Origin of the sequence: Agromyces seonyuensis (assembly GCF_009789225.1) — a bacterium.
Classification (GTDB): Bacteria; Actinomycetota; Actinomycetes; order Actinomycetales; family Microbacteriaceae; genus Agromyces; species Agromyces seonyuensis.
Window position 1 is genome coordinate 122,822 of sequence record NZ_WSTA01000001.1, and the last position, 19,086, is coordinate 141,907.

13 protein-coding genes and 1 tRNA gene are annotated in these 19,086 nt (G+C 69.5%); 12 read left to right on the forward strand and 2 right to left on the reverse strand.

The features are described from left to right. Window positions 1-47 precede the first annotated feature (47 nt). Window positions 48-133, reverse strand: a tRNA-Leu gene (locus tag GB864_RS00550). Window positions 134-169: 36 nt separating this feature from the next. On the opposite strand from GB864_RS00550, the gene GB864_RS00555 reads away from it, so the two are divergent. Continuing rightward, window positions 170-775, forward strand: coding sequence for a response regulator (locus tag GB864_RS00555; RefSeq protein ID WP_160422323.1), 606 nt, complete (start codon window positions 170-172; stop codon window positions 773-775). A 97-nt stretch (window positions 776-872) separates the two neighbouring features. On the opposite strand, the gene GB864_RS00560 is transcribed toward GB864_RS00555, so the two are convergent. After that, window positions 873-1,220 carry a hotdog fold thioesterase gene (locus tag GB864_RS00560; protein ID WP_160422370.1) on the reverse strand — a complete coding sequence of 116 codons (348 nt, stop codon included), beginning with the start codon at window positions 1,218-1,220 and terminating at the stop codon, window positions 873-875. A gap of 135 nt (window positions 1,221-1,355) precedes the next feature. Between GB864_RS00560 and polA the strand changes: the two genes are divergently transcribed. From polA to gap, 11 genes are all read left to right on the forward strand, one after another. Further along, window positions 1,356-4,022 (forward strand): DNA polymerase I, encoded by a 2,667-nt coding sequence (gene polA, locus GB864_RS00565; RefSeq protein WP_160422324.1) that lies wholly within the window; start codon window positions 1,356-1,358, stop codon window positions 4,020-4,022. An 80-nt stretch (window positions 4,023-4,102) separates the two neighbouring features. After that, on the forward strand, window positions 4,103-5,776 hold the full coding sequence (locus GB864_RS00570; RefSeq protein ID WP_160422325.1) for a DUF885 domain-containing protein: 1,674 nt from the start codon (window positions 4,103-4,105) through the stop codon (window positions 5,774-5,776). A 223-nt stretch (window positions 5,777-5,999) separates the two neighbouring features. Next, window positions 6,000-7,454 carry a 30S ribosomal protein S1 gene (gene rpsA, locus GB864_RS00575; protein ID WP_160422326.1) on the forward strand — a complete coding sequence of 485 codons (1,455 nt, stop codon included), beginning with the start codon at window positions 6,000-6,002 and terminating at the stop codon, window positions 7,452-7,454. A 142-nt stretch (window positions 7,455-7,596) separates the two neighbouring features. Next, window positions 7,597-8,217: a dephospho-CoA kinase gene (gene coaE / locus GB864_RS00580; protein WP_160422327.1), complete on the forward strand. Its 621-nt coding sequence runs from the start codon at window positions 7,597-7,599 to the stop codon at window positions 8,215-8,217. Window positions 8,218-8,280: 63 nt separating this feature from the next. Then, entirely contained in the window at window positions 8,281-10,341 is a 2,061-nt protein-coding gene (uvrB, locus tag GB864_RS00585) for an excinuclease ABC subunit UvrB (RefSeq protein WP_160422328.1), read from the forward strand. An 88-nt stretch (window positions 10,342-10,429) separates the two neighbouring features. Next, entirely contained in the window at window positions 10,430-13,321 is a 2,892-nt protein-coding gene (gene uvrA / locus GB864_RS00590) for an excinuclease ABC subunit UvrA (protein WP_160422329.1), read from the forward strand. A 7-nt stretch (window positions 13,322-13,328) separates the two neighbouring features. Continuing rightward, on the forward strand, window positions 13,329-15,227 hold the full coding sequence (gene uvrC, locus GB864_RS00595; RefSeq protein ID WP_160422330.1) for an excinuclease ABC subunit UvrC: 1,899 nt from the start codon (window positions 13,329-13,331) through the stop codon (window positions 15,225-15,227). A 49-nt stretch (window positions 15,228-15,276) separates the two neighbouring features. Further along, a complete protein-coding gene (gene rapZ, locus GB864_RS00600) occupies window positions 15,277-16,149 on the forward strand; it encodes an RNase adapter RapZ (protein ID WP_160422331.1) in 873 nt (290 codons plus the stop codon). A 47-nt stretch (window positions 16,150-16,196) separates the two neighbouring features. After that, window positions 16,197-17,177, forward strand: coding sequence for a DNA-binding protein WhiA (gene whiA, locus GB864_RS00605; protein WP_160422332.1), 981 nt, complete (start codon window positions 16,197-16,199; stop codon window positions 17,175-17,177). Between the two features lie 127 nt (window positions 17,178-17,304). Further along, on the forward strand, window positions 17,305-17,931 hold the full coding sequence (locus tag GB864_RS00610) for a superoxide dismutase (protein WP_160422333.1): 627 nt from the start codon (window positions 17,305-17,307) through the stop codon (window positions 17,929-17,931). A 138-nt stretch (window positions 17,932-18,069) separates the two neighbouring features. Beyond that, on the forward strand, window positions 18,070-19,077 hold the full coding sequence (gap, locus tag GB864_RS00615) for a type I glyceraldehyde-3-phosphate dehydrogenase (protein WP_160422334.1): 1,008 nt from the start codon (window positions 18,070-18,072) through the stop codon (window positions 19,075-19,077). Window positions 19,078-19,086: the final 9 nt, after the last annotated feature.

Here is a 19,086-nt window from a genome sequence, read left to right on the forward strand (position 1 = left end):
CGCCGAACGCGGAAGCGGCGCCGTCTCGGGTGAGACGACGCCGCTCGTGGTGCCGGTGGTGGGGGTCGAACCCACACGCCCTTCCGGGCAAAGCATTTTGAGTGCTCCGCGTCTGCCATTCCGCCACACCGGCCGGGGCCGACCATCACCATACCGTAGGCTTTCTTCCGTGACAGACACCGACAACACTCAGCCGGCCCCGCGCCGGGTCGTCGTCGCGGAAGACGAATCGCTCATCCGGCTCGACATCGTGGAGATCCTCCGAGATGCCGGATTCGAGGTCGTCGGCGAGGCCGGCGACGGCGAGACGGCCGTCCAGCTCGCGACCGAGCTGCGTCCCGATCTCGTCATCATGGACGTCCGGATGCCCCAGCTCGACGGCATCGAAGCGGCGAAGCGGCTCTCCGAGAAGCACATCGCGCCGGTCGTGCTCCTCACGGCGTTCAGCCAGAAGGAGCTCGTCGAGCGCGCGAGCGAGGCCGGTGCGCTCGCGTACGTCGTGAAGCCGTTCACGCCGAACGACCTGCTGCCCGCGATCGAGATCGCGCTCGCCCGCTACCAGCAGATCATCGCGCTCGAGGCCGAGGTCGGCGACCTCGTCGAGCGCTTCGAGACCCGCAAGCTCGTCGACCGCGCCAAGGGCCTGCTCAACGAGAAGATGGGCCTCACGGAGCCCGAGGCGTTCCGCTGGATCCAGAAGGCGTCGATGGACCGCCGGCTCACGATGAAGGACGTCTCGCAGGCGATCATCGAGCAGCTCTCGGCCAAGAAGTGACCTGAGCGGATGCCTCGCGGCATCCGCTCGACGACGGGGCATCGCGTTCGCGCGGTGCCCCGTTCGTCGTCTCCGCCGGGCCGGATGCCCGGTCGGCTCAGGCTGCGTCCTTGATGAGGTTCGTGATGCGCACCGTCGAGCAGCGGCGGCCCTGCTCGTCCTCGACGGCGATCTCGTGCACGGTGAGCGAGCGGCCGAGGTGGATGGGCGTGCAGACCGCGGTCACCCAGCCGCTCGTCGCCGATCGCGTGTGGGTGGCGTTGATGTCGATGCCGACGGCGAGGCGGCCCGCGCCCGCGTAGAGGTTCGCCGACATCGAGCCGAGCGATTCGCCGAGCACCACGTACGCGCCGCCGTGGAGGAGGTTCGCGGGCTGCCGATTGCCTTCGACGGGCATCCGGGCCACCGAGCGCTCGACCGAGTACTCGAGGAATTCGATCCCCATCTTCTCGGCGAGCTCGCCGATTCCTCGCTCGATCAGGAACGTCTGGGGGTCGTGGGACACGTCGTCTCGCCTTCGGGTCGGGCCCCCGCGGCGGCACCTGCGGGGGTGTCGGAGCGCGCCAGTAGAGTGGGGGCCGTGTCGGACGCAGCAAAGCCTACCCTCCTCGTCGTCGACGGCCATTCGCTGGCCTTCCGGGCGTTCTACGCCCTCCCGGTCGACAGTTTCCAGACCCGTGACGGGCAGCACACGAACGCCATCCACGGCTTCCTGTCGATGTTCCTGAACCTGCTCCGCAACGAGAAGCCGACCCACGTCGCGGTCGCCTTCGACATCTCGCGGCACTCGTTCCGCACCCGCGAGTACGCCGAGTACAAGGGCACCCGCGGCGAGACGCCGTCGGAGTTCATCGGCCAGGTGCCGCTGCTCATGGAGGCGCTCGCGGCGATGAACGTGCGCACCCTCCAGAAAGAGGACTACGAGGCCGATGACATCCTCGCGACCCTCGCCAAGCGCGGCGACACGGAGGGGTACCAGGTGCTCGTCGTCTCGGGCGACCGCGACACGATCCAGCTCGTCAACGACGACGTGACGCTGCTCTACCCGTCGGTGCAGGGCGTGTCCCAGCTCAAGCGTTACGACCCCGCCGCCGTCATGGAGCGCTACGGCGTGCGCCCCGAGCAGTACCCCGAGATCGCGGCGCTCGTGGGGGAGACGAGCGACAACCTCCCCGGCATCAACAAGGTCGGCGAGAAGACCGCCGTCAAGTGGATCAACCAGTTCGGCGGCCTCGAAGAGATCCTCGAGCACGCCGACGAGATCAAGGGCGTCGTCGGGCAGAACCTGCGCGACCAGAAAGAGAATGCGATCCGCAACCGGCGGCTCAACCGCCTGGTCAACGACCTCGACCTGGGACTCGCCCTCGACGAGCTCGAGGCGCAGCCGCTCGACGAGGCCGCCGTCCGCGACGTCTTCGGCCGGCTCGAGTTCAAGTCCCTGCTCGACCGCGTGCTGAAGCTCGGCGCCGAGCAGGGCGCGACGCCCGCCGCCCCGGCGCCGGAGGCGGAGCCCGCTCCGAGCGCTCCAGCGCCGCGGGAGATCCTCGACGAGGAGCTCGCCGGGTGGCTCGTCCGGGCGCAGGCCGCCGAGCCCGCCGGACTCGGGCTCTCGATCCAGCGTCAGGGCGGGCAGGTCGTCGGCGTCGGCATCGCGTCGCACGCCGAGACCGTCTTCCTCGCCTGGCAGCCGGGCCGCACCGACTACGCGCCGTTCGAGGCGTGGCTGGCCTCGGACGCGCCGAAGATCCTCGCCGACGCGAAGCCGCAGCTCGAGGCCATCGCGCGCTCCGGGCTCGCGTTCGACGGCCTCGCCCTCGACCCGCTGCTCGCGGCGTGGCTCGTGCGGCCGAACCTCACCGAGAAGTCCCTCGGCGACCTCGTCGATCGCTACCTCGACGAGACGCTGCCGACCGGCGACCCGAACCTCCTCGTCCCCATCGACGACGGCTCGGGCCCCGCGACCGACGCGTGGTTCACCCTGCGCGTCGCCGTGCCCGTGCTGAACGCCCTTTCCGACGGCGGACGCCGGGTCCTCGCCGACATCGAACTCCCGCTCGTCGGCGTGCTCGCGGCGATGGAGCTGCGCGGCGTCGCCGTCGCCCACCCCGAGCTCGCGACGCTCTCCGACGAGCTCGCGACCGAGTCGGCCCGGCTCGCGGGCGAGGCCTTCGCCGAGATCGGGCGCGAGGTGAACCTCGGCTCCCCGAAGCAGCTCCAGGAGGTGCTCTTCGACCAGCTCGGCATGCCGAAGACGCGCGCGACGAAGACCGGCTTCTCGACGGATGCGAGCGCCCTCGCCGACCTGCAGGAGTCGAACCCGCATCCCTTCCTCGGACTGCTCCTGCAGCACCGAGACGCGACGAAGCTCCGCCAGATGGTCGAGACCCTCGACAAGGCGATCGGGGCCGACGGCCGCGTGCGCACGAGCTACGGCCAGATCGGCGCCGCGACCGGGCGCATGTCCTCGAACGACCCGAACCTGCAGAACATCCCGGTGCGAACCGAAGACGGCCGGCGCATCCGGCACGCCTTCGGCCACGGCCCCGAGTTCGCCGAGCTGCTGACGGCCGACTACTCGCAGATCGAGATGCGCATCATGGCGCACCTCTCGGAGGACCCGGGCCTCATCGAGGCGTTCAACGCTGGCGAAGACCTGCATCGCTTCGTCGGCGCCCGCATCTTCGGCGTCTCGCCCGAGGAAGTCACCCCGAACATGCGCACGAAGGTCAAGGCGATGTCCTACGGCCTCGCGTACGGCCTCAGCGCCTTCGGCCTCTCGAAGCAGCTGCGCATCGAGCAGTCCGAGGCGAAGCAGCTCATGACCGACTACTTCGCGCGCTTCGGCTCGGTGCGCGACTACCTCCGCGGGGTCGTCGAGCAGGCGAAGATCGACGGCTACACCGAGACGATCTTCGGCCGCCGCCGGCCGTTCCCCGACCTCGCGAGCCCGAACCGCGTGCTCCGCGACAACGCCCAGCGCGCCGCGCTCAACTCGCCGATCCAGGGCTCTGCGGCCGACATCATCAAGATCGCGATGTCGGCGATCGAGCGCGACCTCCGCGATCGCGGTCTGGCTTCCCGGATGCTCCTCCAGGTGCACGACGAGCTCATCTTCGAGGTCGCGGCGGGCGAGGGCGACGAGCTCGAGACGCTCGTGCGCGAGCGCATGGGCGGCGCCGCCGACCTGCTCGTCCCGCTCGAGGTGAGCGTCGGCCGCGGCCCGAATTGGGACGCCGCCGCGCACTGATCGCCGCGCCTCGAGCGACGGCCGGGCGATCCGGGAGGACCGGGTCGCCCGGCCGTCGTGCGAGGTCCTAGGGTCGAGGGATGGCCAGCGAACCGCGCAACCCGACCGAGATCGACGCCATCGCCGAACGGTGGGTCGACACCCAGCTCGAACTCTTCCCCCAATTCCACGTCCACCTCGGCCGTCCCGGCCGCGAGGGCGAGTACTCCGACTACTCGCCGGCGGGCAACGAGGCCGCCGCGACTGCCGCGAAGGCCGCCCTCGCCGACATGCAGTCCGCCGCGCCGGCCGACTTCGTCGACGAGGTCACCAAGCTCGACTTCGTGCGCGAGCTCGAGCTCGAGCTCGAGAAGCACGACGCCGGCTTCGCCGAGCGCGACCTCAACGTCATCGCCTCGCCCGCCCAGGACATCCGCGACATCTTCGATCTCATGCCCACGGCGACCGAGGCGGACTGGGTCGCGGTCCGCACGCGGCTCGGCAACGTCGGCGGCGCCGTCGACGGCTACATCGAGACCCTGCGCGCCGGCATCGCCGCCGGCAACGTCCCGGCGATCCGCCAGGTGCGCGAGGTCGCCCTGCAGACCCGCAAGCACGCGCGTCCCGACGGCTTCTTCGGCGACCTCGCCGACGGCGCGGCGCCGGCCGCGGGGGAGCTCCCCGCCGTGCTCAAGGCCGAGCTGGGTGCCGGCGCCGCGGCGGCGGCCGCCGCGTACGGCCGGCTCGCCGACTTCCTCGAGCAGGAGCTCGCCCCGAAGGCGGGCGAGGCCGACGCCGTGGGGCGCGACCTCTACCAGCTCGCCTCGCGCGGATTCCTCGGCGCGAGCGTCGACCTCGACGAGACGTACGAGTGGGGCATCGAGGAACTGCACCGCATGGTCGAGGAGCAGGAGTCGATCGCCCGTCGGATCAAGCCCGGCGCGAGCGTCGCCGAGGCGATCGCCTTCCTCGAGCAGGATGCGAGCCGCAAGCTCCACGGCACCGACGCGCTCAAGCGCTGGATGCAGGAGACGAGCGACCGCGCCGTCGCCGAACTCGGCCGCACCCACTTCGACATCCCCGAGGAGGTGCGCGCGCTCGAGTGCATGATCGCCCCGACCCAGGAAGGCGGCATCTACTACACGGGGCCGGCCGAGGACTTCTCGCGCCCCGGTCGCATGTGGTGGTCGGTGCCCGAGGGCGTCACCGAGTTCGACACGTGGCGCGAGCTGACGACCGTCTACCACGAGGGCGTTCCGGGCCACCACCTCCAGATCGGCATCGCCACCTACAACAAGGCCGAGCTCAACTCGTGGCGCCGCATCGCCGGCACGTCCGGCCACGCCGAAGGATGGGCGCTCTACGCGGAGCGGCTGATGGAGCAGCTCGGCTACCTCGAGGACCCGGCCGACCGGCTCGGCATGCTCGACGGGCAGCGGATGCGCGCGGCGCGCGTCGTGCTCGACATCGGCGTGCACCTCGGCAAGCAGCGCCCCGACGGCCAGGGCGCGTGGACGGGGGAGTACGCGTTCGACTTCCTCGGGCAGAACGTCAACATGAACGAGGGCTTCGTCCGGTTCGAGGTGAACCGCTACCTCGGCTGGCCGGGCCAGGCCCCGTCCTACAAGATCGGTCAGCGCATCTGGGAGCAGCTGCGCGACGAGGTCGCCCGCCGCGAGGGCGCCGCGTTCGACGTCAAGGCGTTCCACAAGCGGGCGCTCGACATCGGCGGCGTCGGCCTCGACACGCTGAAGACGGCGATCCTCGGCGCGTAGGCGTCGCGATGCAGGATGCCCGTCGCCGCGGTTCCCCCGCGGCGGCGGGCATCCTGTGCGGAAGCGGTGAGCGGGTTGAATCGGCTTCCGAAGTCGGGCTAGGATAGAACGTCACTTTTGTGACATCCATAACCGCTGCCCATCGCGGACACCACACTCGTTCGTCACCTGGCGTTCGGCTGCGCGACGGGCCTGATTCAGTCCATATCGGAGCATCCACTACATGACCACCGTTACGACCAAGGCGCCCAAGCAGGTCGCGATCAACGACATCGGTTCTGCTGACGACTTCCTGGCCGCGGTCGAGAAGACCCTCAAGTTCTTCAACGACGGCGACCTCATCGAGGGCACCGTCGTGAAGATCGACCGCGACGAGGTCCTCCTCGACGTCGGTTACAAGACCGAGGGCGTCATCCCCTCGCGCGAGCTTTCCATCAAGCACGACGTCGACCCCACCGAGGTCGTCGAGGTCGGCGACACCGTCGAGGCCCTCGTTCTCCAGAAGGAGGACAAGGAAGGCCGTCTGATCCTGTCGAAGAAGCGCGCGCAGTACGAGCGCGCCTGGGGCGACGTGGAGAAGATCAAGGAGACCGACGGCGTCGTCACCGGCACCGTCATCGAGGTCGTCAAGGGCGGCCTCATCGTCGACATCGGCCTCCGCGGCTTCCTTCCGGCCTCGCTCATCGAGCTGCGCCGCGTCCGCGACCTCACGCCGTACCTCGGCCAGGAGATCGAGGCGAAGATCCTCGAGCTCGACAAGAACCGCAACAACGTCGTGCTCAGCCGCCGTGCGCTCCTCGAGCAGACGCAGTCCGAGTCGCGTTCGACCTTCCTCGCCAACCTGCACCCCGGTCAGGTCCGCAAGGGCGTCATCTCGTCGATCGTCAACTTCGGCGCGTTCGTCGACCTGGGCGGCGTGGACGGCCTCGTGCACGTCTCCGAGCTGTCCTGGAAGCACATCGAGCACGCCAGCGAGGTCGTCGAGGTCGGCCAGGAGGTCACCGTCGAGGTGCTCTCCGTCGAGCTCGACCGCGAGCGCGTCTCGCTCTCGCTCAAGGCGACGCAGGAAGACCCGTGGCAGGTCTTCGCCCGTACCCACGCCATCGGCCAGGTCACCCCGGGCAAGGTCACGAAGCTCGTCCCGTTCGGCGCGTTCGTTCGCGTCGCCGACGGCATCGAGGGCCTCGTGCACATCTCGGAGCTCTCCGACCGTCACGTGGAGCTCGCGGAGCAGGTCGTCTCGGTCGGCGAAGAGGTCTTCGTCAAGGTCATCGACATCGACCTCGAGCGTCGCCGCATCTCGCTCAGCCTCAAGCAGGCCAACGAGGGCGTCGACCCCGAGGGCACCGAGTTCGACCCGGCGCTCTACGGCATGCTCACCGAGTACGACGAGAACGGCGAGTACAAGTACCCCGAGGGCTTCGACCCCGAGACGAACGACTGGCGCGAGGGCTTCGAGTCCCAGCGCGAGGAGTGGGAGCAGCAGTACGCCGCCGCTCAGGCTCGCTGGGAGGCGCACAAGAAGCAGGTCGCGGCCTCGCTCGCGGCGCAGGCTTCGGACGACGCGTTCACCGGTACGTCCTCGTCGTCGTTCTCGAACGACGCGGCGGGCGCCGGCACCCTTGCCGACGACGCCTCGCTCGCGGCGCTTCGCGAGAAGCTCTCGAGCAACAACTGATCGAACCCCGATCACCTGGAAGGCCGGTCCCGCGTCGCGGGGCCGGCCTTCCGGCGTTCGGGTCGGATGCCGGGGGAGCGTCGGCGAGTCGATGCCGGATGCCGGGCATCCGGGGCCGGTGCGCGCTCGCTACGATGAACGCGTGTATCTCATCGGACTGACCGGCGGCATCGCCTCCGGCAAATCGACCGTCGCCCGGCGCCTCTACCAGCACGGTGCGGTCGTGATCGACGCGGACGAACTGGCGCGCAAGGTCGTGCAGCCGGGAACGCCGGTGCTCGCGAAGATCGCCGAGGAGTTCGGCGAGGGAGTGCTCCACGCCGACGGCTCCCTCGACCGCGGCGCCTTGGCCGCCGTCGTCTTCCACGATCCGGAAGCCCTCGCCCGGCTCAACGCCATCACTCACCCCGCCGTGCGCGAGCTCGCGCTGCGCTGCATCGCCGAGGCGGGCGCCGCCGACCCGGACGCCATCGTGGTCTACGACGTGCCCCTGCTCGCCGAGGGCGGCACGGCCGACTCGTTCGACTTCGTGATCGTCACCGACGCGCCGCGCAAGACGCAGCTCGCCCGGCTCGTCGATGAGCGCGGCCTCGACCCGGTGCAGGCTGCGGCCCGCATCGACGCGCAGATCGACCGCGAGTCCCGCAACGCGCTCGCGGACGCCGTGATCGACACCGACGGCAGGATGGCGGCGACGATGAGCCAGGTGGACGCCCTCTGGCCGACGATCGTGGCGGCGCGGGACGCCAAGCGTTCCGCCTGACCGTTCGCCGCGCGTCGGTCCCCGTCTGCCGGGGTGTCCGAGCACGCGCCTAGGCTGGAACGCATGGAGGCCACCAGATCCGTCCGCCCGTTCGAGGTCGTGAGCGAGTACGTCCCGAGCGGCGACCAGCCGCAGGCGATCGCAGAGCTCGCGGGGCGCATCAACGCCGGCGAGACCGACGTCGTGCTGCTCGGCGCCACCGGTACGGGCAAGTCCGCGACGACGGCGTGGCTCATCGAGCAGGTGCAGCGGCCGACGCTCGTGCTCGCCCACAACAAGACGCTCGCCGCGCAGCTCGCCAACGAGTTCCGCGAGCTCATGCCGAACAACGCCGTCGAGTACTTCGTCTCGTACTACGACTACTACCAGCCCGAGGCGTACGTCCCGCAGACCGACACGTTCATCGAGAAGGACTCGTCGACCAACGCCGAGGTCGAGCGGCTGCGCCACTCCACGACGAACTCCCTGCTCAGCCGGCGCGACGTGGTGGTCGTCTCGACGGTGTCGTGCATCTACGGCCTCGGCACGCCCGAGGAGTACCTCGGCGCGATGATGCCGCTGCAGGTCGGGCAGCGGGTCGACCGGGACTGGCTCATCCGCAAGTTCGTGTCAATGCAGTACCAGCGCAACGACATCGACTTCTCGCGCGGCAACTTCCGCGTCCGCGGCGACACGATCGAGATCATCCCCGTCTACGAGGAGCTCGCGATCCGCATCGAGATGTTCGGCGACGAGATCGAGGCGATCTACGCCCTGCATCCGCTCACGGGCGAGGTCGTGCGGGCACTCGACTCGGTGCCGGTCTTCCCCGGCTCCCATTACGTCGCGTCGACCGACGTCATGCAGCGCGCCATGGGCACCATCCGGGAGGAGCTCGACGAGCGACTGCCCGAGCTCGAGCGCGAGGGCAAGCTGCTCGAGGCGCAGCGCCTGCGCATGCGCACGACCTTCGACCTCGAGATGATGGAGCAGATCGGCTTCTGCTCGGGCATCGAGAACTATTCGCGGCACATCGACGCGCGCGCCCCGGGCGAGGCGCCGCACTGCCTCCTCGACTACTTCCCCGACGACTTCCTCGTCGTCATCGACGAGTCGCACGTGACCGTGCCGCAGATCGGGGCGATGTACGAGGGCGACGCCTCCCGAAAGCGCACGCTCGTCGAGCACGGATTCCGGCTGCCGAGCGCCCTCGACAACCGCCCGTTGCGTTTCGACGAGTTCAAGTCGCGCGTCGGCCAGGTCGTCTACCTCTCTGCGACGCCCGGCAAGTACGAGCTCGGCATCGCCGACGGCGTGGTCGAGCAGATCATCCGCCCGACGGGCCTCATCGACCCCGAGATCGTCGTGAAGCCCTCGAAGGGGCAGATCGACGACCTCCTCGAGGAGATCCGGCTGCGCGTCGACCGCGACGAGCGCGTGCTCGTCACGACGCTCACGAAGAAGATGGCCGAGGAACTCACCGACTTCCTGACGGAGGCCGGCGTGCGGGTGCGCTACCTCCACTCCGACGTCGATACGCTGCGCCGCGTCGAACTGCTCACCGAGCTGCGCCAGGGCGTCTACGACGTGCTCGTCGGCATCAACCTCCTCCGCGAAGGACTCGACCTGCCCGAGGTGTCGCTCGTCGCGATCCTCGACGCCGACAAGGAAGGGTTCCTGCGCTCCTCGACGTCCCTCATCCAGACGATCGGCCGCGCGGCGCGCAACGTGTCGGGTCAGGTCCACATGTACGCGGATCGCATCACCGATTCGATGGCCTCCGCGATCGACGAGACGAACCGCCGTCGCGAGAAGCAGGTCGAATACAACCGGGTGAACGGCATCGACCCGCAGCCGCTGCGCAAGCGCATCGCCGACATCACCGACGTGCTCGCTCGCGAGGAGGCGGACACGGCGGAACTGCTCGCCGGCCGCGGGGGAGCGGGGGGCGGAGCGCCGAAGCGGCGCGAGGGTATCGCCGCCGAGGGCGCGAACGACCTCGAAGACCTCATCCGCGATCTCAACGAGCAGATGCTGGCCGCGGCGGGGGAGCTCAAGTTCGAGCTCGCCGGGCGGCTCCGCGACGAGGTCGCCGACCTCAAGCGGGAGCTCCGGCAGATGGAGAAGGCCGGTCACATCTCCTGAGCGGCGCATCCGGGGTATTCGAAGGAATGTTCGCTCTCGGCGGGATGTTCCCGGGATCCGTGTCGGCAGTAGAACATAGGATCGAACGGTGACGATCTCCCCGCTCGAATCCCGCGCCCATCTGAGCGTCCGCGGCGCCCGCGTGCACAACCTGCGCAACGTCGACGTCGAGGTGCCTCGCGACTCCCTCGTCGTCTTCACGGGCCTCTCGGGGTCGGGCAAGTCGTCCCTCGCGTTCGACACGATCTTCGCCGAGGGCCAGCGCCGCTACGTCGAGTCGCTTTCGGCGTACGCGCGCCAGTTCCTCGGCCAGGTCGACCGCCCCGACGTCGACTTCATCGAGGGTCTCAGCCCGGCGGTCTCCATCGACCAGAAGTCGACGAACCGCAATCCGCGTTCGACGGTCGGCACGATCACCGAGATCTACGACTACATGCGCCTGCTGTGGGCGCGCATCGGCGTCCCGCACTGCCCGGTGTGCGGCGCGAAGATCGAGAAGCAGACCGTCCAGCAGATCGCCGACCGGCTGATGGAACTGCCCGAGGGCACCCGCTACCAGGTGCTGAGCCCGGTCGTCTCGCAGAAGAAGGGCGAGTTCGTCGACCTCTTCAAGGAGCTCGCGGCGCAGGGGTTCGCGCGGGCCGTGGTCGACGGCGAGGTCGTCCGGCTGACCGAACCGCCGACCCTCAAGAAGCAGTTCAAGCACGACATCTCGGTCGTCATCGACCGACTGGTGGCCGGTCCGGACATCCTCGGCCGTCTCACCGACTCGCTCGAGACGGCGCTTCGGCTGACCGACGGGCTCGTCCAGGTCAACTACGTCGACGAGACCGGGCCCGACGCCTGGAGCACGTTCAGCGAGAAGCTCTCGTGCCCGAACCAGCACCCGATCCAGCTCGCCGAGATCGAGCCGCGCACGTTCTCGTTCAACGCCCCGTTCGGCGCCTGCCCCGAGTGCTCGGGCCTCGGCACCCGCATGTCGGTCGACGAAGACCTGCTGCTCGGCGACCCCGAGCTCTCGATCGCGCAGGGCGTCATCATCCCCTGGACCTCGCAGGGCAAGAGCCTCTACTCGTACTACGAGAAGCTGCTCATCGGCCTTTCCGCCGACCTCGGCTTCTCGCTCGACGACCCGTGGAACGAACTGCCGAAGGCCGCCCGCAACGCGGTGCTGCGCGGGCAGGACTTCGAGGTGAAGGTCCGCTGGCGCAACCGCTTCGGGCGCGAGATGACCTACACCTCCGGCTTCGAGGGCGTCGTGCCCTACATCGAACGGCAGTACGAGCAGGCCGAGACCGACGCGCAGCGCGCCCGCTGGGGCGAGTACCTCCGCGAGGTCCCGTGCCCGGTCTGCGACGGCGCGCGGCTGAAGCCCGAGGTCCTCGCGGTCCTCGTCGACGGCCGCAGCATCGCCGAGGTCGCCAAGATGAGCCTCGACGACTCGCGCCGCTTCATGGACGCCCTCGTGCTCTCCGAGCGCGACCGGCACATCGCCGAGCAGGTGCTCCGCGAGATCCGCGCCCGACTCGACTTCCTCATCCGGGTCGGCCTCGCGTACCTCGACCTCGCGCGTGCAGCCGGCACGCTCTCCGGCGGCGAAGCGCAGCGCATCCGGCTCGCCACGCAGATCGGCTCCGGGCTCACCGGCGTGCTCTACGTCCTCGACGAGCCCAGCATCGGGCTCCACCAGCGCGACAACCGGCGGCTCATCGAGACGCTCGTCGCGCTGCGCGACCTCGGCAACACGCTCATCGTCGTCGAGCACGACGAAGACACGATCCGCACGGCCGACTGGATCGTCGACATCGGGCCGGGCGCCGGCGTCAACGGCGGTCGAGTCGTCCACTCGGGCGGCTACCGCGAGCTGCTCGAGAATCGGGAGTCGCTGACCGGCGACTACCTCTCGGGTCGCCGCGAGATCGCGATCCCCGACGAGCGGCGTCCGCTCGACCCGACTCGCAAGATCACCGTGCGCGGCGCGGCCGCGAACAACCTGCGCGGCGTCGACGTCGACTTCCCGCTCGGCGTGCTCACCGCGGTCACGGGCGTGAGCGGCTCGGGCAAGTCCTCGCTCGTCAACGACATCCTCTACCGGGTGCTCGCGAACCGCCTCAACGGCGCCCGCAAGGTGCCGGGCAAGCACCGCCGCGTGGAGGGCCTCGACCAGCTCGACAAGGTCGTGCACGTCGACCAGGCGCCGATCGGCCGAACGCCGCGTTCGAACCCGGCGACCTACACGGGGGTGTTCGATCGCATCCGCACGCTCTTCTCCGAGACGACGGAGGCCAAGGCCCGCGGCTACCTGCCCGGCCGGTTCTCGTTCAACGTCAAGGGCGGCCGGTGCGAGAATTGCTCCGGCGACGGCACGATCAAGATCGAGATGAACTTCCTCCCCGACGTCTACGTCGCGTGCGAGGTCTGCGGCGGCCGGCGGTACAACCGCGAGACGCTCCAGGTCCACTACAAGGGCAAGAACATCGCCGAGGTCCTCGAAATGCCGATCGCCGAGGCAGCCGACTTCTTCGAGCCGATCAGCGCGATCCACCGCTACCTGAAGACGCTCGTCGACGTGGGACTCGGGTACGTGCAGCTCGGGCAGAGCGCGACGACCCTCTCCGGCGGCGAGGCGCAGCGCGTCAAGCTCGCGACCGAGCTCCAGAAGCGCTCCAACGGGCGCAGCGTCTACGTGCTCGACGAGCCGACGACGGGCCTGCACTTCGAAGACGTCCAGAAGCTCCTGAAGGTGCTCGGCAAGCTCGTCGACAAGGGCAACACGGTCCTCGTCATCGAGCACAACCTCGACGTCATCAAGTGCGCCGACTGGGTGATCGACCTCGGGCCCGAGGGCGGTTCCGGCGGCGGGCAGATCGTCGCGACCGGCACGCCCGAGCAGGTGGCGAACAACCCGGCGAGCCACACCGGGCGCTTCCTCAAGGAGATCTTCGACGCCGCCGACGAGCCGGCTCGGGCCGCCGGCTGATCCGGCGATGGCTGAGACCGTCCCGTACCGGCCGAAGGCGGGGGAGATCCCCACGACCCCCGGCGTGTACCGCTTCCGCGACGCCGATCGGCGAGTGCTCTACGTCGGCAAGGCGAAGAACCTCCGCGCGCGGCTGAGCAACTACTTCGCGCCGCTGCACACGCTCCACGAGCGCACCCGGCGCATGGTCACGACGGCGGCGAGCGTCGAGTGGACGGTCGTCGGCACCGAGGTCGAAGCCCTCCAGCTCGAGTACACCTGGATCAAGGAGTTCGATCCGCCCTTCAACGTCCAGTACAAGGACGACAAGTCCTACCCCTACCTGGCGGTGACGCTCGGCGACGAGGCCCCGCGGGCGATCGTGACCCGTCGTCGCGGCATCCCCGGAGCGAAGTACTTCGGCCCCTACCCGAAGGTCTGGGCCGTCAACGAGACGCTCGAGCTGCTGCTGAAGCTCTTCCCGATCCGCACGTGCAAGGACAGCGACTACCGCCGCGCCATGCAGAGCGGCAAGCCGTGCTTCGCCGGACAGATCGGCCGCTGCTTCGGGCCCTGCTCCGGCACCGTCACGATCGAGGAGCACCGCGTCGCGGTGCGTCGCTTCGTCGACTTCATGCAGCAGCAGGATCGTCGCATCGTGCCGGAGCTGCGACGGCAGATGCAGGAGGCGGCGCTCGCCCAGGAGTACGAGATCGCGGCGAAGCGCCGCGATCAACTGCAGGCGGCGACGCAGTTCTTCGAATCCAACGCGGGCGCCGTGGTGCTCGACGAGTCGGTCGACGCGGACGTGTTCGGCATCGACCACGACGAGCTCGCGGCGGCGGTGCAGCTCTTCGTCGTCCGCAAGGGCCGCATCCGCGGCATCCAGTCCTGGACCGTCGACAAGGAGCTCGACCTGCCGCTCGGCGGTCTCGTCGACTCGCTCCTGCAGATGGTCTACGGCGGCGACCTCGTCCCGCCGAAGCAGGTCATCGTGCCGGAGCTGCCCGACGACGCCGAGGCGCTCGAGGCGTGGCTCGGCTCGATGGCCGGCCGCAAGGTCTCGCTGCGAGTCGCCCACCGCGGCGACAAGGCGGCGCTGCTCGACACCGCGACCCAGAACGCCAAGCACGCCCTGCTGCTCTACAAGACGCGGCGCAGCGCCGACTTCACGGCGCGCTCGCGTGCGCTCGAGGACATCCAGGAGGCGCTCGGCATGGCCGAGGCGCCGCTCCGCATCGAGTGCTACGACGTCTCGCACCTCTCCGGCACGAACATCGTGGCCTCGATGGTCGTCTTCGAAGACGGGCTGCCGCGCAAAGACGAGTACCGGCGCTTCAGCATCCCGAACTCGACCGACGACACCGACTCGATCCGGCAGGTGCTCGGGCGGCGGCTCGCCTACCTCCGCGACCCCTCGACCGATCCCGAGGTCGACGAGACCTCGGAGCAGACCGGCGGCCGCAAGAAGTTCGCCTACCGGCCGAATCTGCTCGTCGTCGACGGCGGGCAGCCGCAGGTCGCCGCGGCGGCCGAGGCCCTCGCCGCGTCCGGCGTCGAGGGGATCTACCTGTGCGGCATCGCCAAGCGCCTCGAGGAGATCTGGACGCCGGGCTCCGACTATCCGGTCATCCTGCCCCGCAACAGCGACGCGCTCTTCCTGTTCCAGCGCGTCCGCGACGAGGCGCACCGCTTCGCGATCACCCACCAGCGCCAGCGGCGCAAGCGCGACATCTCGAGCGTGCTGAGCGAGATCCCCGGCCTCGGCCCTGCCCGGGTCAAGGAGCTCCTCCGGCACTTCGGATCCGTCGCCCGCCTGAAAGCGGCGTCGGCGGAGGCCATCGAAGAGGTCCACGGCATCGGTCCGACGCTCGCCGGCGTCGTCCACGAGCGGCTGCGGGCGCCTGCGGGTGATTCCCGCGACTAGGCTGGTCGGGGCGGCGGGGCCTGGGGCCGCTCGGGAGGGGATGCGTGCGATGACGGATGACGCGGAGCGCGAGTTCCTCATCCTGACGGGGATGTCCGGAGCCGGTCGGACGACGGCGGGCAACGCCCTCGAGGACCTGGGTTGGTACGTCGTCGACAACCTGCCCCCGCAGATGCTGCGCCCGCTCGCCGATCTCGCGACACGCGCCGGCGACTCGCTGCCGCGCGTGGCCGCGGTCATCGACATCCGCGGCGGCGCCCTCTTCTCCGAGCTGGAGCAGTCGCTCGCCGCGCTCCGCGACGTCGTCGACGTGCGGGTCGTGTTCCTCGACGCTTCCGATACGGCCCTCGTGCGCCGGTTCGAGGCCGTCCGACGGCCCCACCCGCTGCAGGGGGAGGGCACGCCGCTCGAGGGCATCCTCGCCGAGCGGGCCAGGCTCGCCGACATGCGCACCCAGAGCGATCTCGTCATCGACACGAGCGAGCTCAACATCCACCAGCTCGCGACGCTCGTCACCGAGAGCTTCGCCGCCGGCGGCAGTCCGGAACTGCGAGTGACGGTGCAGAGCTTCGGCTTCAAGTACGGCCTGCCGCCGGACGCCGACTGGGTCGCGGATGCGCGCTTCCTGCCGAACCCGTTCTGGAACCCGGAGCTGCGCCCGTTCACCGGCGAGGACGCGGCCGTGTCAGAATATGTGCTCGCCCAACCCGGCGCGATCGACTTCGTCGAGGCGTACGCGGCGGCGCTCCGACCGGCCCTCGACGGCTATCGCCGCGAGAACAAGCGGCACGCGACCGTCGCGATCGGCTGCACGGGCGGCAAGCACCGCTCCGTCGCCCTGGTCCGGGAGCTCAGCCGGAGGATCGCCGGGATTCCCGGCGTCTCCGTGAGCGTGCGGCACCGCGACCTGGGCCGCGAATAGCGCCGAGGGGCGCACCAGATCTCCAGTTCCGACCGATGGGATGAGCAGTGGCATTGACCGCCGAGGTGAAAGACGAACTCGCGAACGTCGAGGTGACCAAGACCAGCGTCCGGGCCGCAGAGCTCGCGACGGTGCTGCGGTTCTCGGGCGGGCTGCACATCATCTCGGGCCGGATCGCCGTCGAATCCGAACTCGATTCGCAGCCGATCGCCAAGCGCATCACCCGCGATCTCGTCGAGATCTACGGCGTCCGCCCGGATGTCTCGCTGATCGGCGCCTCCGGGCTCCGGCGGAACAACCTCTACCTGATCCGCGTGCTCGAGGGAGGCGAGACCCTGGCCCGCCAGACGGGCCTCCTCGACGCCCGCCGCCGTCCGGTGCGCGGCCTGCCCAATCGGCTCACGACCGGCTCCCGCGATGAGCTGGCGGCGATCTGGCGCGGTGCGTTCCTCGCACACGGCAGCCTCACCGACCCGGGCCGCTCCGCGGCGCTCGAGATCACCTGCCCCGGCTCGGAGACGGCGATGGCGCTCGTCGGCGCGGCCGGGCGCATCGGCATCCAAGCCAAGGCCCGCGAGGTTCGGGGCGTGCACCGCGTCGTCATCCGCGACGGCGAGGCGATCGGCGCGATGCTGCGCGCGATGGGCGCCGAAGGCGTCGTGCGCGAGTGGGAGGAGCTGCGCCAGCGCCGCGAGGTGCGCGCGACGGCGAATCGGCTCGTCAACTTCGACGACGCGAACCTCCGTCGGTCCGCGCAGGCCGCGGTCGCCGCGTGCGCTCGCGTCGAGCGCGCCATGGAGATCCTCGGTGACGACATCCCGGCGCACCTCCGCTACGCGGGCGACCTGCGCCTCGCGCACCGCGACGCGAGCCTCGACGAGCTCGGCCACCACGCCGATCCGCCCATGACGAAGGATGCCGTGGCCGGCCGCATCCGCCGCCTGCTGGCGATGGCCGACAAGCGGGCCGTCGAGCTCGGCATCCCGGGCACCGACGCGAACCTGCCGAGCGATCTCGACGAGGTCTGAGACCGCCGAGTCCGCGTGTTTCGGAGTTCGTCTCCGAGGGGACGATCGTCCCGCGGGCGGGCATAGAGTGGAACGAGCCGTGGGGCGGGACCCATGCCGGCCGCCCTGCATCTGACAAGGAGATCCAATGGCTGACTACACGCTGCCCGAACTCGCCTACGACTACTCGGCCCTCGAGCCGAGCATCAGCGGCGCCATCATGGAGCTGCACCACTCGAAGCACCACCAGGCCTACGTCACGGGCGCCAACACCGCCCTCGCCCAGCTCGCGGAAGCGCGCGACAAGGGCGACTTCGCGAACGTGAACAAGCTCGAGAAGGACCTCGCGTTCAACCTCGGCGGTCACGTGAACCACTCGATCTTCTGGACGAACCTCTCGCCGAACGGCGGCGACAAGCCGACGGGCGAGCTCGCGAGCGCGATCGACGACCAGTTCGGCTCGTTCGACGCCTTCCAGGCGCACTTCACGGCGACGGCGCTCGGCGTGCAGGGCTCCGGCTGGGCGGTCCTCGCGTGGGACTCGATCGGCGAGCGCCTCCTCGTCCTGCAGTTCTTCGACCAGCAGGCGAACCTCCCCGCCGGCATCGTGCCGCTGCTCATGCTCGACGTCTGGGAGCACGCCTACTACCTCGACTACAAGAACGTCCGCGCGGACTACGTGAAGGCGTTCTGGAACATCGCGAACTGGGCGAACGTCCAGGAGCGCTTCACGGTCGCCACGACCAAGACGGCGGGCCTGCTGCTACTGTCGTAAGCGGATTGCCGGTGCCCCGGGGCGCATCGCCCAGGGGCACCGGATCCGATCCATCACCGGGTCGGTCCGAGACGCGGGTCGATCCGATTTCGGGGAGTTTGCGCCATCGAGCGCACCGCCACGTCAAGGGGAGACACTGTGTCGGTAAAGATCGCCATCAACGGATTCGGCCGCATCGGCCGGAATTACTTCCGCGCCGCCCGGGCGAAGGGAAGCAACCTCGAGATCGTCGCCGTCAACGACCTGACGGATAACAAGACGCTCGCGACGTTGCTGAAATTCGACTCGATCACGGGCCGACTCGACGCGGACGTCTCGTACGACGAGCAGAACATCATCGTCGACGGAACGGCCATCCGCTCGTTCGAGGAGCGCGACCCCGCCAACCTGCCGTGGGCGGAGCTCGGCGTCGACATCGTCATCGAATCCACCGGCTTCTTCACGAAGCCCGAGGCGGCGGCCAAGCATCTCGAGGCGGGGGCGAAGAAGGTGCTCATCTCGGCACCGGCCAGCGGTCCGGCACCGACGTTCGTCATGGGCGTCAACTCGGACGACTACAACCCCGAGACCGACCACATCATCTCCAACGCCTCGTGCACCACGAACTGCCTCGCGCCGCTCGCGAAGGTGTTCCACGAGGCGTTCGGCATCAAGCACGGTCTCATGACCACGGTCCACGCCTACACGGCCGACCAGAACCTCCAGGACGGCCCGCACAAGGACCTGCGCCGCGCGCGCGCCGCCGCCCTGAACATCGTCCCGACGTCCACCGGCGCCGCGAAGGCCATTGGTCTCGTGCTGCCGGAACTGGTCGGCAAGCTCGACGGCTTCGCGCTGCGCGTGCCGGTGCCCACCGGGTCGATCACCGACCTGACGGTCGTCGCCGAGAAGCCGGTGACGGTCGACGCCATCAAGGCGGCCTACAAGGCGGCCGCCGAGTCCGGCCCGCTCAAGGGCTACCTGAAGTACAGCGAGGACCCGCTCGTCTCGACCGATATCGTGTCTGACGACTACTCGTCGATCTTCGACGCCGGCCTGGTGAAGGTCATCGGCGATCAGGTCAAGCTCACTGCGTGGTACGACAACGAATGGGGTTACTCCTGCCGTCTCGTCGACCTCGCGGAACTCGTGGCAAGCAAACTCTAGGAAAGCGAA

Bases quoted from the DNA above. Each gene is read 5' to 3' on its own strand.
- GB864_RS00560 (WP_160422370.1), bottom strand. From the start codon at position 1,220: ATGGGGATCGAATTCCTCGAGTACTCGGTCGAGCGCTCGGTGGCCCGG.
- GB864_RS00570 (WP_160422325.1), top strand. From the start codon at position 4,103: ATGGCCAGCGAACCGCGCAACCCGACCGAGATCGACGCCATCGCCGAA.
- rpsA (WP_160422326.1), top strand. From the start codon at position 6,000: ATGACCACCGTTACGACCAAGGCGCCCAAGCAGGTCGCGATCAACGAC.
- uvrB (WP_160422328.1), top strand. From the start codon at position 8,281: ATGGAGGCCACCAGATCCGTCCGCCCGTTCGAGGTCGTGAGCGAGTAC.
- uvrC (WP_160422330.1), top strand. From the start codon at position 13,329: ATGGCTGAGACCGTCCCGTACCGGCCGAAGGCGGGGGAGATCCCCACG.
- rapZ (WP_160422331.1), top strand. From the start codon at position 15,277: ATGACGGATGACGCGGAGCGCGAGTTCCTCATCCTGACGGGGATGTCC.
- GB864_RS00610 (WP_160422333.1), top strand. From the start codon at position 17,305: ATGGCTGACTACACGCTGCCCGAACTCGCCTACGACTACTCGGCCCTC.